This window comes from Coleofasciculus sp. G1-WW12-02 (assembly GCF_040219735.1).
Lineage (GTDB): Bacteria > Cyanobacteriota > Cyanobacteriia > Cyanobacteriales > Coleofasciculaceae > Coleofasciculus.
On record NZ_JAVJRX010000145.1, the window covers coordinates 120,562 to 136,677 of the forward strand.

Annotated in this window: 12 protein-coding genes; 5 read left to right on the forward strand and 7 right to left on the reverse strand. The window is 45.4% G+C overall.

Going from position 1 to position 16,116, the window contains the following annotated elements; translation table 11 throughout:
• Positions 1-132: 132 nt before the first annotated feature.
• The 4 genes from RID09_RS23895 to RID09_RS23910 form a co-directional block, all read right to left on the reverse strand.
• Positions 133-504: a roadblock/LC7 domain-containing protein gene (locus RID09_RS23895; RefSeq protein WP_446338407.1), complete on the reverse strand. Its 372-nt coding sequence runs from the start codon at positions 502-504 to the stop codon at positions 133-135.
• A 61-nt stretch (positions 505-565) separates the two neighbouring features.
• Positions 566-1,120, reverse strand: coding sequence for a protoglobin domain-containing protein (locus RID09_RS23900; protein ID WP_446338441.1), 555 nt, complete (start codon positions 1,118-1,120; stop codon positions 566-568).
• A gap of 790 nt (positions 1,121-1,910) precedes the next feature.
• The gene (locus RID09_RS23905) at positions 1,911-2,282 is read right to left on the reverse strand and encodes a roadblock/LC7 domain-containing protein (RefSeq protein WP_446338408.1); all 372 of its coding nucleotides are present in this window, start codon (positions 2,280-2,282) and stop codon (positions 1,911-1,913) included.
• 217 nt (positions 2,283-2,499) lie between these two features.
• Positions 2,500-2,970: a hydrocarbon-binding protein gene (locus RID09_RS23910; protein ID WP_446338409.1), complete on the reverse strand. Its 471-nt coding sequence runs from the start codon at positions 2,968-2,970 to the stop codon at positions 2,500-2,502.
• A gap of 1,119 nt (positions 2,971-4,089) precedes the next feature.
• Here RID09_RS23910 and RID09_RS23915 point away from each other — a divergent pair.
• Complete coding sequence (locus RID09_RS23915; RefSeq protein ID WP_446338410.1) at positions 4,090-4,368, forward strand: GNAT family N-acetyltransferase; 279 nt, start codon at positions 4,090-4,092, stop codon at positions 4,366-4,368.
• A 208-nt stretch (positions 4,369-4,576) separates the two neighbouring features.
• On the opposite strand, the gene RID09_RS23920 is transcribed toward RID09_RS23915, so the two are convergent.
• Complete coding sequence (locus RID09_RS23920; RefSeq protein WP_446338411.1) at positions 4,577-5,047, reverse strand: hydrocarbon-binding protein; 471 nt, start codon at positions 5,045-5,047, stop codon at positions 4,577-4,579.
• A gap of 341 nt (positions 5,048-5,388) precedes the next feature.
• Positions 5,389-6,489: a saccharopine dehydrogenase family protein gene (locus tag RID09_RS23925; protein ID WP_446338412.1), complete on the reverse strand. Its 1,101-nt coding sequence runs from the start codon at positions 6,487-6,489 to the stop codon at positions 5,389-5,391.
• A 668-nt stretch (positions 6,490-7,157) separates the two neighbouring features.
• Between RID09_RS23925 and RID09_RS23930 the strand changes: the two genes are divergently transcribed.
• Complete coding sequence (locus RID09_RS23930; RefSeq protein ID WP_446338413.1) at positions 7,158-7,484, forward strand: STAS domain-containing protein; 327 nt, start codon at positions 7,158-7,160, stop codon at positions 7,482-7,484.
• Positions 7,485-7,614: 130 nt separating this feature from the next.
• Here RID09_RS23930 and RID09_RS23935 read toward each other — a convergent pair whose 3' ends face one another.
• A complete protein-coding gene (locus RID09_RS23935) occupies positions 7,615-8,754 on the reverse strand; it encodes a PP2C family protein-serine/threonine phosphatase (RefSeq protein ID WP_446338414.1) in 1,140 nt (379 codons plus the stop codon).
• A gap of 214 nt (positions 8,755-8,968) precedes the next feature.
• Between RID09_RS23935 and RID09_RS23940 the strand changes: the two genes are divergently transcribed.
• From RID09_RS23940 to RID09_RS23950, 3 genes are all read left to right on the forward strand, one after another.
• Positions 8,969-9,412, forward strand: a complete 444-nt coding sequence (locus RID09_RS23940; RefSeq protein ID WP_446338415.1) for an ATP-binding protein — start codon at positions 8,969-8,971, stop codon at positions 9,410-9,412.
• A 970-nt stretch (positions 9,413-10,382) separates the two neighbouring features.
• On the forward strand, positions 10,383-13,037 hold the full coding sequence (locus tag RID09_RS23945; RefSeq protein ID WP_446338416.1) for a DEAD/DEAH box helicase: 2,655 nt from the start codon (positions 10,383-10,385) through the stop codon (positions 13,035-13,037).
• 90 nt (positions 13,038-13,127) lie between these two features.
• The gene (locus RID09_RS23950) at positions 13,128-15,800 is read left to right on the forward strand and encodes a glycoside hydrolase family 10 protein (protein WP_446338417.1); all 2,673 of its coding nucleotides are present in this window, start codon (positions 13,128-13,130) and stop codon (positions 15,798-15,800) included.
• The last annotated feature ends 316 nt before the right edge of the window (positions 15,801-16,116 follow it).

The following is a 16,116-nucleotide window of genomic DNA, read 5'->3' on the forward strand; positions in this document are numbered from 1 at the left end:
TTTAGTCAGACGGATGTGGAAGTAAAAACAGAAAATGCTGTTCAAACTCTAGTTCTCTATGTCAGGATATTTAGGGCTAGTAATTATACTTTCTAGCACCTTTAAAATATTCCTGACACTTAATTAAATAAGTTACAGCAAGATAGCCTTCAAATCGCCAAGAGTCCGTTTAATTTCTAACATCAAGAGTCCTTGTTTAGCTTGCTTAGTGGCTAGAACTAGAAAGACAGCATCTTCCCCACAACTTGTCAAAATACTCAAGCCTTGGTCTCCTTCGACATAAATGCGGTCAATCATACCGCGAATCAGTTCTTTTCCAATCCGTTCACCTAAAGATAACATCGCCGCAGACATTGCCGATACCCGTTCATCATCCATACCACCCGGCAAACTCGTGGCTAAAGGTAAACCATCTGGGGTGACAATAGCAGCACCTTCAACATCACCCGTTGCTGAGACAAAAGTCTTAAGAATATGTCCTAATTTTTCAGAATCGATCGCCATTGATTGTTTTACTTCTGCTGAATTGAGAGATTATGAATGGAGTTAAATCGTGAAATTTGAATTACATTGAACCTGCACCCGTAGCAATGAGGCGTTTGAATAGTCCTTCTGTCCAGCCTGTTTCTTTGAGAACGGCGGCTGATGTGACTTCAATGTAGGCTTGCTCAATAAACGCCAGATCGATCATGCAAATTCGACTGAGAGCATCTCGTAATTCTTCATCTTTGTCTGCCTCTTTTAGCTTTTGACCCACAGCATTAACTACAATTGCCATAGCTGGCACTACATGTTGCGGTCCAATGCCAATCTGCACATGCACTAGACCAATTCGCCAACGGCGATCTGCATAAGTATTCCCCCAATCATCCATACCTGTAAACATTTCGTAAAACCATTGCGTAAAGGTTTCACGCAAGCGATGTATCCGTCCTTCTGTAGCATTCAAAAGCTCGTTCATTTCTGGATCTCGTCCCAAATAAGCATAGAAATGATCTGCCATTTCTGGAGCGATGTCTTTACCCCAATCTGCGTTGGCTTTGAGAATTGCTTTCTGTTCATCGGTAAAGCTAATACGCCTTACTATTGTCTCCATAAATGCATGAGCATCTAAAGTCATCTTTGTTCCCTGTGAGGCTTGATTTTTAATCTTCTTTATTGATAACAGATTTTTTTTAATGTTGTCCATATATTTATGTATTATTTATGTAAAGAAACGAATTAACCTTCAAACAAACAGCACAAAATACTCAAATCCAATTAAACTAAAACCATGGCATTTAAGTCAATTTTGATAATAAATTTTAAGGACAATAGCTGAACTCAAAGGTATTCAACTATTAGAACTGAATGGCAAATAAGATAAACGCGATCGCGTCCCATTAAGCTAACACCGAGCTGTGCTAACGCTAACACGAAACAAGACAAACCAAGTCCGCCTAGGCAGACTTATATGGATGATATACTTCAGACAAATGTCGCGCTCCTTAAGCTAGATTTGTAGTTGCACGCTTCATGCCATAAACGCTGGTATCACTGACTACAAATGCTTAATTCAGTGCCATTTGAATTAAGACTATTGCCCTAATGCTTTAAAAATCTCAGACTAGAGAATAGTAAGTACACCTTTTCCTTTGAGTTATAACAAGGAAACTCAGTTGTTTAACTTTTCTCCGAATCAAGGATATCTGTCTTATCCGCACAACTCCGCTTAGTTTCTACACAGTTACTTTTTTCAGGCATCAGCAGATAAGTCCGGAGTATTGGCTCAAATCAGTACTGTTGTTATCTCTATACTTTTGTTCAGATATAGGGTTTCGCTTATGTATATTTTTATTATTTTTCATCATATTTTATTGGAGGTGCACCCCGACTCAAGGAGTCGGGGTGCGGATAGGAGACTAGCTGAATTAACCCAAGCTGACTTTAATCTGGGTAATCGCCCGACTAATATCTAAGTTAAGGGCGCCTTGTTTGGCATCTTTCCCAGCCAGAACGATGAACACAGCTTCTGGACCGCAGTCGGTCATAATGCTGTAGCCATCATCACCTTCGACTAAAATACGACTGGTTTGACCTCCCAAGAGTTCTTTGGAAATCCGTTCACCCAGAGACAGCATGGTGGCGGACATTGCTGAGATACGCTCTTCAGCCACTGATCCGGGCAAGCTAGACGCCAGGGGTAAACCATCCGGCGTAACAATCGCAGCACCGATGACATCAGTTGTCGTTGAGACAAAATTCTGAACCAGGTGACTCAGTTTCTGAGTATTGATTCCCATTTTTGTTTTTCTCCTTAAGGTTAATACAGGACAATGAAGTTAAGTGATGTAACTGAAACAAGCATGGCTGACTGGTTGGATGTTATATTTACCTACTTCTGGGTTTTAGCCCAAACTGTAAGGCTACCCAGTCAGCTCACGATGAGCATAAGGCGGCTAAGAGAAGATTTGCCGAGTTTGATAGCAGGGCAATCCTCATTAGCTGCTTTTTGTTGAATTACTCAACAGTAATAAACTCGAACAGGTCGTAAGAATCACCTCGAAGGACTGATTGTGTTTGTGAGCCCTTTATTTTTTGCTGAAGCAGTTCGGTTAAAACGCCCCAAACTAAACCGAGGGTAAAAGTACATTTAGGAGGTTCTCCCTCAGTTCCGCCGATCGCGCAGAGGGTTTCTGTGGTGTAAACCTTGACAGTGTCGCCCTCTTGGGTGATCTTGTCAATGATGCACAAACGAGCTCCCTCTTCACCCAAAACTTCGGCGATTTGCTTAGTCGCATCTTCCAAGTTTTGTGTGCTACCTTTGAACCCCAACTTTCCTGCGAGTTCTTGCCCATGCTTACGACCCGCAGCAGTCAGAGCAACGGCTGTCGCTTTTTCACCTAAGGCATCGCTCATCCCTTCAACCAAAGCCCGGAAGGATTCAATACTGCTGAATTGTCCTAATTTATCTCGTTTGAGTTCTAACACGTTGACTCCTTATTTTTGACAACATAGAGTTGGAACACTTCATCAACCAAGAAGGTGTTTAGCAAGGTAAACCTAGTCAGTTAAATTGCTATTAATTTAAGAATTTCTTTAATGACACTAAATTCTTAATCATAGATACTTAGCTGGTTCTAGACATATTGCCCTGCTGTTTCTATGAATAATATACCGATTTAATTGATGCAATCCGGAAACTTATATCTTTTTTTATGCCAATCTAGACATTGATAGTTCTGTTATTTACAATTAGTATAGACCCCTATTTTTTTTTGAAATTCCTTTTCAAAAGAGTTTTACTTCAAAATATAAAATAAATATAAAAATTTAGATACTCATATTTGCGTAAAAATAGATAGAGTCCCCGTGAAGAAAGCTGTATCACCAATCCAGTGAAACTTAGTGGATACATTATTAACCTACAAGTCCCTAAGAAAAAGTGGTCAAGATGCTTGCACTAAGAATGATGAACTGGCAACTTGAGTCTGCACCCCCTGCTAGCCATAGCACAATCACAGGTCTGGAACATGGCTTTCATTAACTTAACAGCAGCGCTCTTGAGTCCGTCCCTGGACACTTCTTATCTAAAACGTTTCGCTCTACTGAAATTCTCTCTCTGTTCAATTGTATTACATGCAATACATTTGGCAAGTCTTGACACAGACTCTAGCTATAGAAGATAATAAATAAGGTATGATATAAATATGTGTTAGCAAGGGAACACATCTCTCTATTTTTCTCTGAATCATGGAATTTAGCCTCGAAAACTTAACGCCATGTTTCAGATTCGCTAAGGAGAATTCACTCAAAAAAGAATAGTGCTGAGAATCATTAAAATCTGCTGATCAGAGTGAATCAACCATCAGGGCAAAAACTGAGACAATCGTAAGAATTTTGATAGTCTTCAGAAATACAGCCCAGGATCTGTAGAAAAACTAGCTAGTGCAGCGCACTTGAATTTAGCCAATATCCCTGAGTTCAGCGTCGCTACAGGTGTTCATTTTTCGGAAAACCCTGTAACCTGTATCCCACCTCATTACGTTATCAGCCTTTTGCATCGAACTCGGGTTAATAAAACGCCGCGATTAAGCGGTAAGGTGAATTATGTTTGAGTTAATCGTCCAAAACGAGATTGTCGGGGAAATCGTGTTTAGCATCGCGCCCGATGGATTTGGTGTCATTAATCTCATCGAAGTTAAACCCACCTGTCGAGGTAAAGGATTCGGAAATCAGCTTTTAAACGAAGCCATCGCTCAACTTAAATGCCAAGGCGTTAAGGGGATACGTCTGACTCCGATAAAAACCAAGAATCCTTTTATCGTAGATTGGTATAAAAAGAGAGGATTTGTTTTAAACAGAGACAGAATGCTTTTAACATTTTAACAACTGCGGCATTCGGGTAATAGGGGAAGGACAGAGATTGACTAGAGAAATTTCTGTTTTTCTCCTACCCTCTTACTTCTCTACCTTCCTACCGACTATATACTAACTAATGTAGAGACGTAGCCTACTATGTCTCTACTAACTAAGGGCGGCTTTTCTCCCTTTCAGGCTATCCTTAAAGAAAATGAAAAGCCGCTCTTTTTAGAGATTAGGTGAGTATAGTAAACTCAAATAAGTCGTAGCTGTCACCTCGCAGTACAGATTCCGTTTGAGTTGCTTTCAGTTTCGATTGGAGTAGTTCACCTAAGACTCCCCAAACTAGACCGAGTGTAAAGGTACACTTGGGAGGAGTTTCCTCAGTTCCACCGATAGCACAAAGGGTTTCTGTTGTGTAGACTTTGATCGAATCACCGTCTCGAACAATGCGATCAATGATACAAAGACGAGAACCTTTTTCTCCTAAAAGTTCTTGGATTTGTTTGGTGGCACCTTCTAAGTCTTGTGTTGAACCTTTTAAGCCTAACTTTTCAGCAACTTCCTTACCGTGCTTCCGACCCGCAGAGGTCAGTGCTACGGCTGTAGCTTTGTCCCCTAATGCGTCTGTCATGCCTTCCACAATAGCCCGGAAGGATTCAATGCTACTAAGTTGTCCCAGTTTATCGCGTTTTACTTCTAACACATTTTCTCCTTATTTTCAGAATAGATTAATGAGATGTGTTCTACATTTATCTAGGTGTTTAGTTATACAGAAGTAATTCGATAAGTTTATTAAGACTTCAGGGTATAACCGACAAAATCTTAAAGAAACTCCGAAGAATTTATCCTTATTTTATACATCTGTAATACTTGTATACCATACATAAGCTTAGCTGGAATTTCCGGAAAACGTCCATTTTTTTGTGATCTATCAATCAAAAAAAATAAAACGAAATATTAGTAACTGAAAAATAATAGAATTTGCCTAATTAGTTTCAATAAATTATTCAAAACATATCAACTTGAGCTAAGAATGCTAACGATTTAGGTCAGGGGGTTCGTTTGCAAATAAATTTGGATGTTTCGATGTTGCATCGCTTGTTCAAATAATTCCGTTGAAAGTGCTTGTTCAACCGGCCAAACACCGGGTTTACTGAGTTGACCTGCCAAAATCAACTGAGCAATGCTACCTGTACCCGCACCAGCCGCCACTGCCGTATTTTCATGCACTAAGGTTGAGACAACTGTGACAGGTTGGTTCCCCTTGTAACCTGTGACTTGGGCGCAAATGGCAACTCCGATACCACTGAAGCGATCGCTAATTTGGGTCATGCGGTAGCTGAGTTGGGATAAATACTCGATATTCTGGGGTTTCCTTAACCAAGCGGAGGGAAACAGATGGGCGGTGATCCAGGTGAGGTGGTTGTAAATATCGGGAATCGAGCCAAACTTGGTGATCACCGTTTTCACGGGAAAAGAGTTGACAAGGGTAGCAGTTTCTGGTACTTCAAACCAGTAGACGCCAACCTTGCCATAAGGCTCAGGGAAGTCAATCGTTTCGCGATCGCTATAGGGTTTGACCTTCTGCCACTGGTTATCAATCCACGCCTCAAAGGGTTCTGATAACCCCAGAAAGGTGGTTTGCAGCACGGTTACTCCAGCCCCACCGGAACCGGCTACGCCATAACTCAGGTGAATTTTTTCTGGCAGATCCAGTTGTTCGATTGCCTGACGCACCATGCTATTGGAGATTCCGGGAAAAACCCCGGTATTAATAATGGCGGTAACACCCGCCGCCGCCCCTTGCTCGTGATAGGCGAAGGCTTTTTGCATAAAGGTGCGATTATCACTCACATCCAGATAATTGACGCCCATCTCAATGCAGGTTTTGAGAACCGAGGCGTCTCGATAGAGAAAAGGACCAGCACAATGAATGACCAGATTATGAGACGCGATCGCACTCCTCAACCCATCTTGATCTGCTAAATCTAGGGTGAGAAACTGCACCTGTGGCGAAAATGCTGTCTCCGATGTCCTGTGACGCCCTGTAATCGTAATTTCTGCTTGGGTATGGGCAATGAGATCTTGCCTAACACTGCTGCCGATACGTCCTTGTCCACCTAGAATCAAAACTCGGTCTGTCATTGCCCAACTTAGTAATATCCTTAATGAAGCTTACCAAGGATATTGCCGTTACATAAGAGCTAGTGCTTTTATTCCCAGGTCTACTCCCACTACGGGATGGGGTTTGGGGCGGTTGACTGGTTCATATTCCAAATGAAAGCTGATAAACCATCGGTCAGCCGTTCTAAATATGGTCACAGACATGGGTAAGTTTGGGCAGATATTAGGTTACAGTTGTTAACCCTTCAGATCAAGGTTGCCGCTACCTTGGACGTCAAACGTCATCCATTCAAACCATAACAGTCTCCAGATCTTATCTAATCTGGCAAGAATACCTTCACTTTGAGTGACCGGATGAATTGCCAGAAAAGATGGTAGTATCTGTAGATATGATAAGTTATGGTAAATGTGTCTACCGAAAAAATCCGGATAGATACGGCTGGATTCGGTAAGGACTAACGTATCTCCGCCCAAGTGGAGATGCAGTCCATCCCTGACCCATACAGATAGCTGATCCCGTGGAAAACAGAATGAAGTTACTCAAGAGAGATATATCTATAATCTCTCCAGAGGATAAAAACTGCTCAAAAACGACATCTCTTCTCAGCGCAAAAATTTGGCTGATTTGAATTGTCGCGGCTATACTGGCAAGGTCTGGATATTTCTGTAACGGCAGTCATAAGTAGTATATGAGTCCTGTGGTTAAAGTTGTTCAACCCTCTGGTATCTTAGATGGCACAAAAGCCGGTCAATTTCGTCAAGAGATTAGCGACCTTGTGCAATCGAATACTGATATCGTATTGATTGATTTTCAAGACGTTACCTTTATGGATAGTTCGGGCTTAGGGGCACTGGTTCTTGCCCTTAAGACCGTTCGTGCCGCTGGGGGAAAGCTCTTTGTTTGCTCAGTCAACGAACAAATCAAAATGTTATTTGAACTGACAAGCATGGATCGGGTTTTTGAAATCTTTCCCTCACGAGAAGCGTTTGAGGAGGCTGTCTCCTCTAGTGCATGACTCCCTGTGGTAGCGCAGCTTGGCAAAGCTCAGCAAGAATCCCCGTGTCTTCAGACCGGGGATTGTTAGCTGCTTTGAAACAACAACCCGCCAGGGATTTGAATCCTTGGCGGTTAGTGTGATAACTTTTCTATTCAAAGTTAACTTCTAGCAAAGACAAATCGTCATCGAAAAAGTCTTTGGGATTTAATGCCTCAACACCCTGTAAGATTGAGTTGAGGTTACACAAACTGTCTACCCTACACTCACCCAGAAGTTTGACGAAGGAGTCAAGTCCCCAGATATTACCATCCGGTTGGTGAATCTCGTAAATCCCATCGCTGAAAATGTAAAGGGAACTGGATTCGCTGACGTCGCAGCTATCATCCACATACTCAGCCTCAAGTAGCATACCTACAGGCAGTCCTGTTGTCTTCAACAGCTGGACATCCCCACTAGACAATGGCTTACCCGAGAATAAGACAGCCGGTGGATGTCCTGCACTGGCATAGACAAGTTTACGCTTGGTGCGATTATAGACTCCATACCAGATGGTAAAGTATTTATCATTGCGTGCTGTCATCTGAAAGGTCTGGTTTAACCCCCGCAGAACGTCGCTGGGTTGGTAGTAGTTAATATTCGGCAGGGTGCGTGACCTCAAAAGATTCAACACCGAAAGTGTTGGCAAAGCCGCTCTCAAGCCATGTCCTGCCGTATCTAGCAAATAAATTGCCAGGTGTTCGGAATCTAACCAGTAGTAATCAAAGCCATCACCTCCCAATTGCCGAGATGGAATGAATCGAGAGTCAATAGTTACAGGCGGTTCGGTCATCTGATCTGGCAGAATGGAACGGACGTACTCCGCCGCTTCGGCTAGTTCCATTTCCAGCAAGTGTTTTTGGTGCTGCAAATCGCGGCTCAGTTCATGTAATCTCAAGCCGGAACGCACTCGCGCCTGCAATTCAGCAATTTCGATGGGCTTACAGATAAAGTCATCCGCCCCAGCATCTAGTCCCTTTACTCGATCCCCAACAGAACCGAGAGATGTCAGCAAAATAAACATGGTGGTTGATAGTGCTGGTGTTGCCTTAATTTGACGACAGACTTCTAGTCCGTTCATCCGTGGCATAATCCAATCACAAATGACCAACGCCGGACGTAACTGCTGCGCTTGTTCTAAACCCTCTTCGCCGTTGCTAGCGATTGTGACTTCATAACCTTGGTTATGAAGCGTCCGTTTCAGCAATATTTGAATGGCTGGGTCGTCATCAATAATTAGAATTTGGGTCATGGCATCGAGATAATACAAGTCACTCAAGGAGATTGCAGATGCACGCGCTTACAACAAGAAGGAAGACTCGATGAAGCTGGGCACTTTCATGAGAAAGTGATAAAGATCTCAAGGGCAGTGAATAAATGGTAGAGCAAGGGTTAAATCTAGGGTAGACTGGATTTTTTCACAGGGAGTATCTGTTCATTTTAATTCTGGTTTTGATGTCGTTGACGTGAAAGGCTTTGAGCAGTTGATAGAGCTTCAAACATTTAGCAATCAATTTCCTTCCGACCTAAATGCGTTAGACCAGGTTTTATCCTGGTTTGGGGAGCTTCACCCCTCCTCAATCGAAACAAAACTCTGGTTACAGTGCAAACTAGCGCTTGCGGAAGGATACACTAACGCGGTGAAATATGCCCACAAAGACCTGCCGTCCAGTGTTTCCATTGATGTTGAGGTGGTTCTAGCGAAATCACCCCAACGTCTAGAAATACGGATCTGGGACTGTGGAGCGCCTTTTGACTTTGAACGGCGGCTCCAAAATCCGTCGTCCTTGCCTGATGATCAGGCTGAAGGAGGGCGAGGACTGGCTATTATGCAAAGAATTGCCGATAAGCTCAGTTATACACGTATGGAAGATAACCGCAACTGTCTAACAATTGTTAAATTTTATTAAGAGTCCTGGCAGCAGGATGTAGGGAAGCAGGGGAGCGGGGGCATAAGCGAAAACCCAGCCTCAGAAGCTGGGTTACTGTTTATACATGGCGCTCAATTGATCGATCTGCTCCGAATAACTTGATCAAACGGTGGGGCATCCCGTGTCGTTAATAAAGCTCAGTCAATGTCCGAGGCTCTCTTCTGGAGTCGCTGAGAAGTCTACACCATACTGTAATCAGTTGGTGTAGGAGATGTCACCGACCACTGCCGCGATTGTCATCGTTGCCCTCAGTATCAAACGTATCAAACGCGAGACGCTTGGGTGATTGATTGGACAAAATGACTAAGCTTTCACGTTCTCCCCTAAGATAGGATGCTTGTGAAAACTCGCTCATGTTGTTGCACATCGCTCGTAGATCTCCATGTCCGAGTTGCTACAGCCTTTTTTCCAATCAACCCTGTGCAAATCAGGACAAACCCTAAAATTGGCAGAGGTACTCTAGGCGCAGGGGAACAAATCCTGGCAATTTAGGGCGGAAGCCGTAATGAACTTAACCCAATGGTGGGGTTTTGGGGGAGGCTATAAGTCCAGCACTATAATCTTTGATTTAGTGCTGGGAGACTTGGACTTGGGTGTCCCAAAAAAGATTCACACAAAAATGGTACAATAACGATACTAGATGTCGAGGCAAGGATTATTTGCATCGGTTGTGTCAACGAAAACCAAGTTGGCGTAGCAAGTCATCTGCATGGGAATGCACCCATTGCACCCTCAATATCAAAGTATTATAGGCGGATGGGACAGCCGTCTCTGCTGACGGAGGGGAAGTAAGACCATTACTTGGAGTAAATCTAAGTTGTGGCACTCCCCTATGAAGTCAGAAGCCCACACTGTACCTCCTGTCCTGAGCCTGCGAAGGATCACAAAGGATCAGGTCTGTGCTGGGTAGTTCACGTCCTGCTTTCGTCACCTATTGGCAAGATCTGGTGTGAACGTTTCTACCCCGAAGATAGAGCTTGACCCGAAAAACCTGTTTCCGTTTCCTCTGGATCAATTTCAGCTCCAAGCGATCGCAGCGCTGAATGCGAATCGTTCGGTTGTTGTCTGTTCCCCCACAGGTTCCGGAAAAACGTTGATTGGTGAGTACACGATTTACCGCGCTTTGTCAAGAGGAGGGCGAGTTTTTTATACCACTCCATTGAAAGCACTCTCCAACCAAAAGCTACGAGATTTTCGCGCCACGTTTGGTGACCAAAATGTGGGTCTGGTGACGGGCGATGTTTCTATCAATCGGGACGCGCCAATTTTGGTGATGACAACGGAAATTTTCCGCAATATGCTTTACGGCACACCGATTGGGGAAATTGGCACGTCTGTCGAAGGTGTTGAAGCGGTGGTCTTGGATGAGTGCCACTACATGAATGACCGACAACGGGGTACGGTTTGGGAGGAGTCGATTATTTATTGTCCCCCAACAATTCAGCTTGTTGCCCTATCGGCTACGGTGGCGAATTCCGATCAGCTGACGGACTGGTTGAACTTGGTTCATGGCGCAACAGAGCGGATTTATTCTGACTTTCGACCGGTTCCCTTACAATTGAGCTTTGCCAACCCAAAGGGCATTTTCCCCCTGCTGGACTCTAGCCAAACGAAATTAAATCCTCGCCTCAAACCTAAACGAAGTAAAGGGAGAGGACGGGGGGGACGCCCAGAGAGTCCCAGTAATGCCTTTGTTCTGGCGCAACTCCAACAACGGGATATGTTACCGGCGATTTATTTTATCTTCTCTCGTCGCGGTTGCGATCGCTCGGTAGAGGAGTTGGGAGACTTGTCACTGGTTAATGCCAAAGAAGCGGCTGAATTGAAAAAGCGCATTGACGAATTTTTACGCCGGAATCCGGAGGCGGGTCGCGCCGGACAAGTGGAACCCCTGTATCGTGGGATTGCTGCCCATCATGCGGGGATTTTACCAGCTTGGAAGGGGTTTGTGGAAGAGTTATTCCAATTAGGGCTGGTTAAGGTGGTGTTTGCCACTGAAACCCTAGCCGCGGGAATTAATATGCCCGCTCGCACCACCGTGATTTCTACCCTCTCGAAACGAACAGATCTTGGACACCGACTGCTGACGCCATCGGAATTTCTACAAATGGCAGGTCGAGCCGGACGGCGGGGGATGGATGCAACGGGTTATGTGGTCACATTACAAACACCTTTTGAAGGGGCAAAGGAAGCGGCGTACCTAGCTACGAGTAAGGCTGACCCATTAGTCAGCCAGTTTACTCCGACCTATGGCATGGTGCTGAATTTACTCCAAACTCACAGCCTTGCTGAGGCGAAGGAGTTGATCGAACGCAGTTTCGCTCAATACTTGGCGACACTGTACCTCCAACCCCAGCAACAAGCGATTACCGAGTTAACCACAGAACTGGCAAAATTAGATATTCAACTGGCGCCCGTTGATCTAAGCGCCCTGGGGCGGTACGAAAAGCTCAAGGAACGGCTTAAAGAAGAACGGCGATTACTCAAAACTCTACAACGACAAGCTGAGGCGGTACAAGCAGCAGAAATTGCCCAAATTATACCCGAAGCGCCCTTGGGTACTCTACTTTCACTCAAGGGCAAGTACATTCCGGTTTCTGAACCGATTCCGGCTCTATTGGTGGCGAAGGAAAAAGGGCGGGGACAGTCACCCTATTTGGTCTGCTTAAGTGCAGATAATCGCTGGTATGTGGCAACAACAGCCGATTTGGTTGGGGTATATGGGTGGTTAGATATGATTGATTTGAGTGTTCTCAACCCACCCGCTGAACTCACACTCAAGCCCGGTCAACTTAGGCGGGGTACACCAGAAACTGAGGCGATCGCGGCTCAAATTCCCACCGATATAGAACTCATAGTCGCACCCGAAGTGGAGGCGCAGCAGCAGCGGGTAGATGCGGTAAAAGCCCAACTCGAAGATCATCCAGTGCGACAATGGGGTAATCCGTCTCAATTAATCAAGCGCCATAAACGCCGCCTAGCCCTACAAGAAGAAATTAATGAGCGTCAAGCTTTATACCGAGAAAACCAAGCCCAGCACTGGCAAGAATTTCTTAACCTGATTGAAGTGTTAAGGGCGTTTGGTGGTCTGGAGGAAGTAACACCCACACAACTAGGACAAGCGGCGGCGGCGATTCGTGGGGATAACGAACTGTGGTTGGGGTTAGCCTTGATGTCCGGTGCATTTGATCAGTTAGATCCTCACCACTTAGCCGCCTGCGCCTGCTCTTTGGTGACGGAAACCCCGCGTCCGGATAGCTGGACAAATTATCCCCCCTCAGAACCTGTACTGGCGGCATTAGATAGTTTAAGACAAACTCGCCATCAGTTGTTTCGAGTACAACGTCGCTATCAGGTGGCTCTGCCGATTTGGTTAGAACGGGATTTAATTGGGTTAGTTGAGCAATGGGCTTTGGGTGTGGAATGGACACAGCTTTGTGAGGATACCAGTTTAGATGAAGGGGATATTGTCAGATTGTTGCGCCGTACTGTCGATTTTTTATCTCAAATTCCCCATGTGCCATTCCTATCGGATGTCTTAAAACGGAATGCTATTCGAGGTATTCAGTTATTGGATCGCTTCCCGGTTAATGAATTGGGTTAGTTTATCATTTGTCATTGGTTCAGGGTTGACTGATAATTGATCACGGGTCACTGCTCAAAAAACCCGCTTCCCTAACTGTAAATCAAGCTTATGAAGAAATGGGTTGTTGGCATTGCGATCGCGGCAACAATCAATACCCTGCTAGGATTACCCGGAGCGTTAGCTCAAACGGTAAACTTGGGGGTGGTAAAAAGTCCTGATAATCAAGCCGATTGGTCAGATATTACCAGTCGCTTGCAGTCAACGGGTGTGGATTACTGTGTTATTGATTTGAGCCAGGTTGATCAACTTTCTAATCTGGAAAATACTCAACTCCTATTTTTACCCAATATTGAACGCCTGGAACCCGAACACCTAGCAACTGTGCAAGAGTGGATGCGTCAAGGGGGGCGGATCATTGTCAGTGGTCCTGCGGGCATTGTATCTCAACCTGAGGTTCGCAATCGCTTGCGATCGCTCTTGGGTGCCTATTGGGGATTTGGTCTGAGTACACCGTCTAAATTGGAACGATTATCAGTGTCTTCGCCAAGGTGGATACCCAATGCGGGATTGGTGGAAGAGTTGCAAGGGGGTGTGGTGATTCCCGCCAGTTTGGAGGCTCAAACGGCGGCTGTATGGAATCAGCCAGAAAATCCCCCCGCCGTGGTAACGACGGATCAATCGATTTTTTTCGGCTGGCGCTGGGGAGTGGATGGGGAAGCCGCCGCACAGACGGATGTGGTTTGGCTGCAAGCGGCGCTGAGTCGTTATAATATTACGCCGACGCCTGGAAAGATGCCGAATTCATCCCCACCGAATTGTGTTAAAAGTCAATCCTTGGCGGCGACTCCTGTACCCGTAATCAGTCGAGATCCAAAACGCCAAGATAACCTCTCCGCCAGCAATCCGACTCCTGTTCCCAGCGAAGGCGATCGCTTAGTGCTTCCCGCCCAAACTCCGGGCAATAATCGGGGTATCCTTACTCCCAATGAAGTGACGGCGATGAGTCGGGAGTTGGAACACTTAATGGGTCGGGTGGAAAGTACATTATTAACGGCTAATGCTCACAATAGTGAGGTGGGTTTGCTCACTCAAGAGAGTATCGAGTCATTAGAGGGGGTGAGTGTCAAGGAAGCCGAACATGAGACTCAACGGAATTCCCATCCAAATCGAACCACGGTTTCAGCATTAGCGCAAGCGAGAATTGGGTTACAAAATTTTCTGGGTGCGGTTGAGCAACAGGACTATACGGCGGCGCGACAACAATGGATTAATGCCCGACGGCTACTTTGGGATAATTATCCGATGGATCGTCAACTTGCCCAACCGGAAATTCGGGCAATTTGGTTAGATCGGGGAACAATTGTCAAAGCAAAGACTAAACAGGATTTAGTTAAACTCTTCGACCAATTGGCAAAGGCGGGATTTAATACCGTTTTCTTTGAAACTGTTAATGCCAGTTATCCGATTTACCCCAGTCAGGTTGCTCCTGAACAAAACCCTCTGGTTCGCGGCTGGGACCCTTTAGAAGCCGCCGTGGACTTGGCTCATGAACGAGGGATGGAGTTACACGCTTGGGTGTGGATTTTTGCGGCGGCGAATCAGCGTCACAATGCTCTATTGAATCAGCCACCTGATTATCCGGGTCCGGTTTTATCAGCTCATCCCGATTGGGCAATTTTTGATAAGCGGGGACGCTTGTTTGATCCCAATACCAGAAAGGCATTTTTTGATCCCGCAAACCCGGAGGTACGGGATTATTTAATGGCGCTGCTGGAAGAAATTGCCAACCGCTATGACGTAGATGGGATTCAACTGGATTATATTCGTTATCCGTTTCAAGATCCGAGAGTGAATCAGACTTATGGGTATGGGGTGGCGGCGCGTCAGCAATTTAAGGAATGGACAGGGGTTGATCCGATTGAAGTGTATCCTAGCTCGCGCCAATTATGGCAACAATGGACAGACTTTCGTATCCGCCAAGTGGACAGCTTTGTCGCATCGGTATCGGCGCGTCTGCGCGAGCAACGTCCTGATTTGATTCTATCGGCTGCTGTATTTGCCCTCCCCCTAGGGGAGCGTCAGCAACGATTGCAGCAAAACTGGGAAGAATGGGCTCTTCAGGGGTATATTGATCTAGTTGTACCGATGACCTATGCTTTGGATACCGAAGGGTTGCACAGTCTCGCCCAACCGTTACTCACGGAATCAACACTTAACGAAGCGTTACTGATTCCAGGAATTCGTTTGCTGAATTTACCCGATGTTGTTGCAGTTGACCAAATCCAACTGCTGCGGGATTTACCCGCCGGGGGGTATGCTGTGTTTGCGGTTGAGAATCTTAACGATAATTTACATCGTATTTTCCAACAGACTCAGGGTCAGCCTGAGTCCACCTCAACCGAGCCCATTCCTTACCGTCAGCCGTTCCCAGTCGCCATGACTCGATTTGCCGCACTGCAACGGGAATGGAACTTTTTGGTCACGAATGAGCAAATCGTCATTCATCAAGACGCCTTTACTGAATGGGTGGCTCAAACAGAAAAGCTGAATCAGGCGCTCAATCAACTCGCCATGGAACCCTCACAGCAACATTGGCAAAACGCCAAAGCCGCCCTCGCCGCGTTCCGATCTCAATTCCCCCAATGGATGCAGCAGCAAGGGATGCGCCACCCTTATCAAGTTCAGGTGTGGGATAATCGGCTGGCAACAATTGAACGGTTATTGAATTATGGGGGACGAACCACTTTGCCGGAAAATTCGTCGGATGCGATTAAACGTTAATAAGTGAAACTATTTGCCGACATTTGGCTTAAGAGCATGATAGTTTGTGTAAGGTAAACTATTTTGGGCAGCTAAGGCGCTCCCTATGGGTCTAGCAAGAATTAATGTTCAGAATAGTGGTCTCCCGCATCAGTCTCAACTTGGGACACAGGTTTGATTGTTTCCCAACATCAGATCTGAGTAAGATCCCGATGGAGTCGCTTGCACAAAGGACATCTTAGTTGAGATAACAGTAAGGGGTTGGGAGGAGACTCTGAAAATAGGTTGATTGTTCACGCAGTACTTGCTCGTTTAAAGTCGAGTTTTTCCCTTGATG

Coding starts and splice junctions, on each gene's coding strand:
- RID09_RS23935 (WP_446338414.1), bottom strand. CDS start 8,754: ATGACCCAAATTCTAATTATTGATGACGACCCAGCCATTCAAATATTG.
- RID09_RS23930 (WP_446338413.1), top strand. CDS start 7,158: ATGAGTCCTGTGGTTAAAGTTGTTCAACCCTCTGGTATCTTAGATGGC.
- RID09_RS23905 (WP_446338408.1), bottom strand. CDS start 2,282: ATGGGAATCAATACTCAGAAACTGAGTCACCTGGTTCAGAATTTTGTC.
- RID09_RS23915 (WP_446338410.1), top strand. CDS start 4,090: ATGTTTGAGTTAATCGTCCAAAACGAGATTGTCGGGGAAATCGTGTTT.
- RID09_RS23925 (WP_446338412.1), bottom strand. CDS start 6,489: ATGACAGACCGAGTTTTGATTCTAGGTGGACAAGGACGTATCGGCAGC.
- RID09_RS23895 (WP_446338407.1), bottom strand. CDS start 504: ATGGCGATCGATTCTGAAAAATTAGGACATATTCTTAAGACTTTTGTC.
- RID09_RS23900 (WP_446338441.1), bottom strand. CDS start 1,120: ATGACTTTAGATGCTCATGCATTTATGGAGACAATAGTAAGGCGTATT.
- RID09_RS23950 (WP_446338417.1), top strand. CDS start 13,128: ATGAAGAAATGGGTTGTTGGCATTGCGATCGCGGCAACAATCAATACC.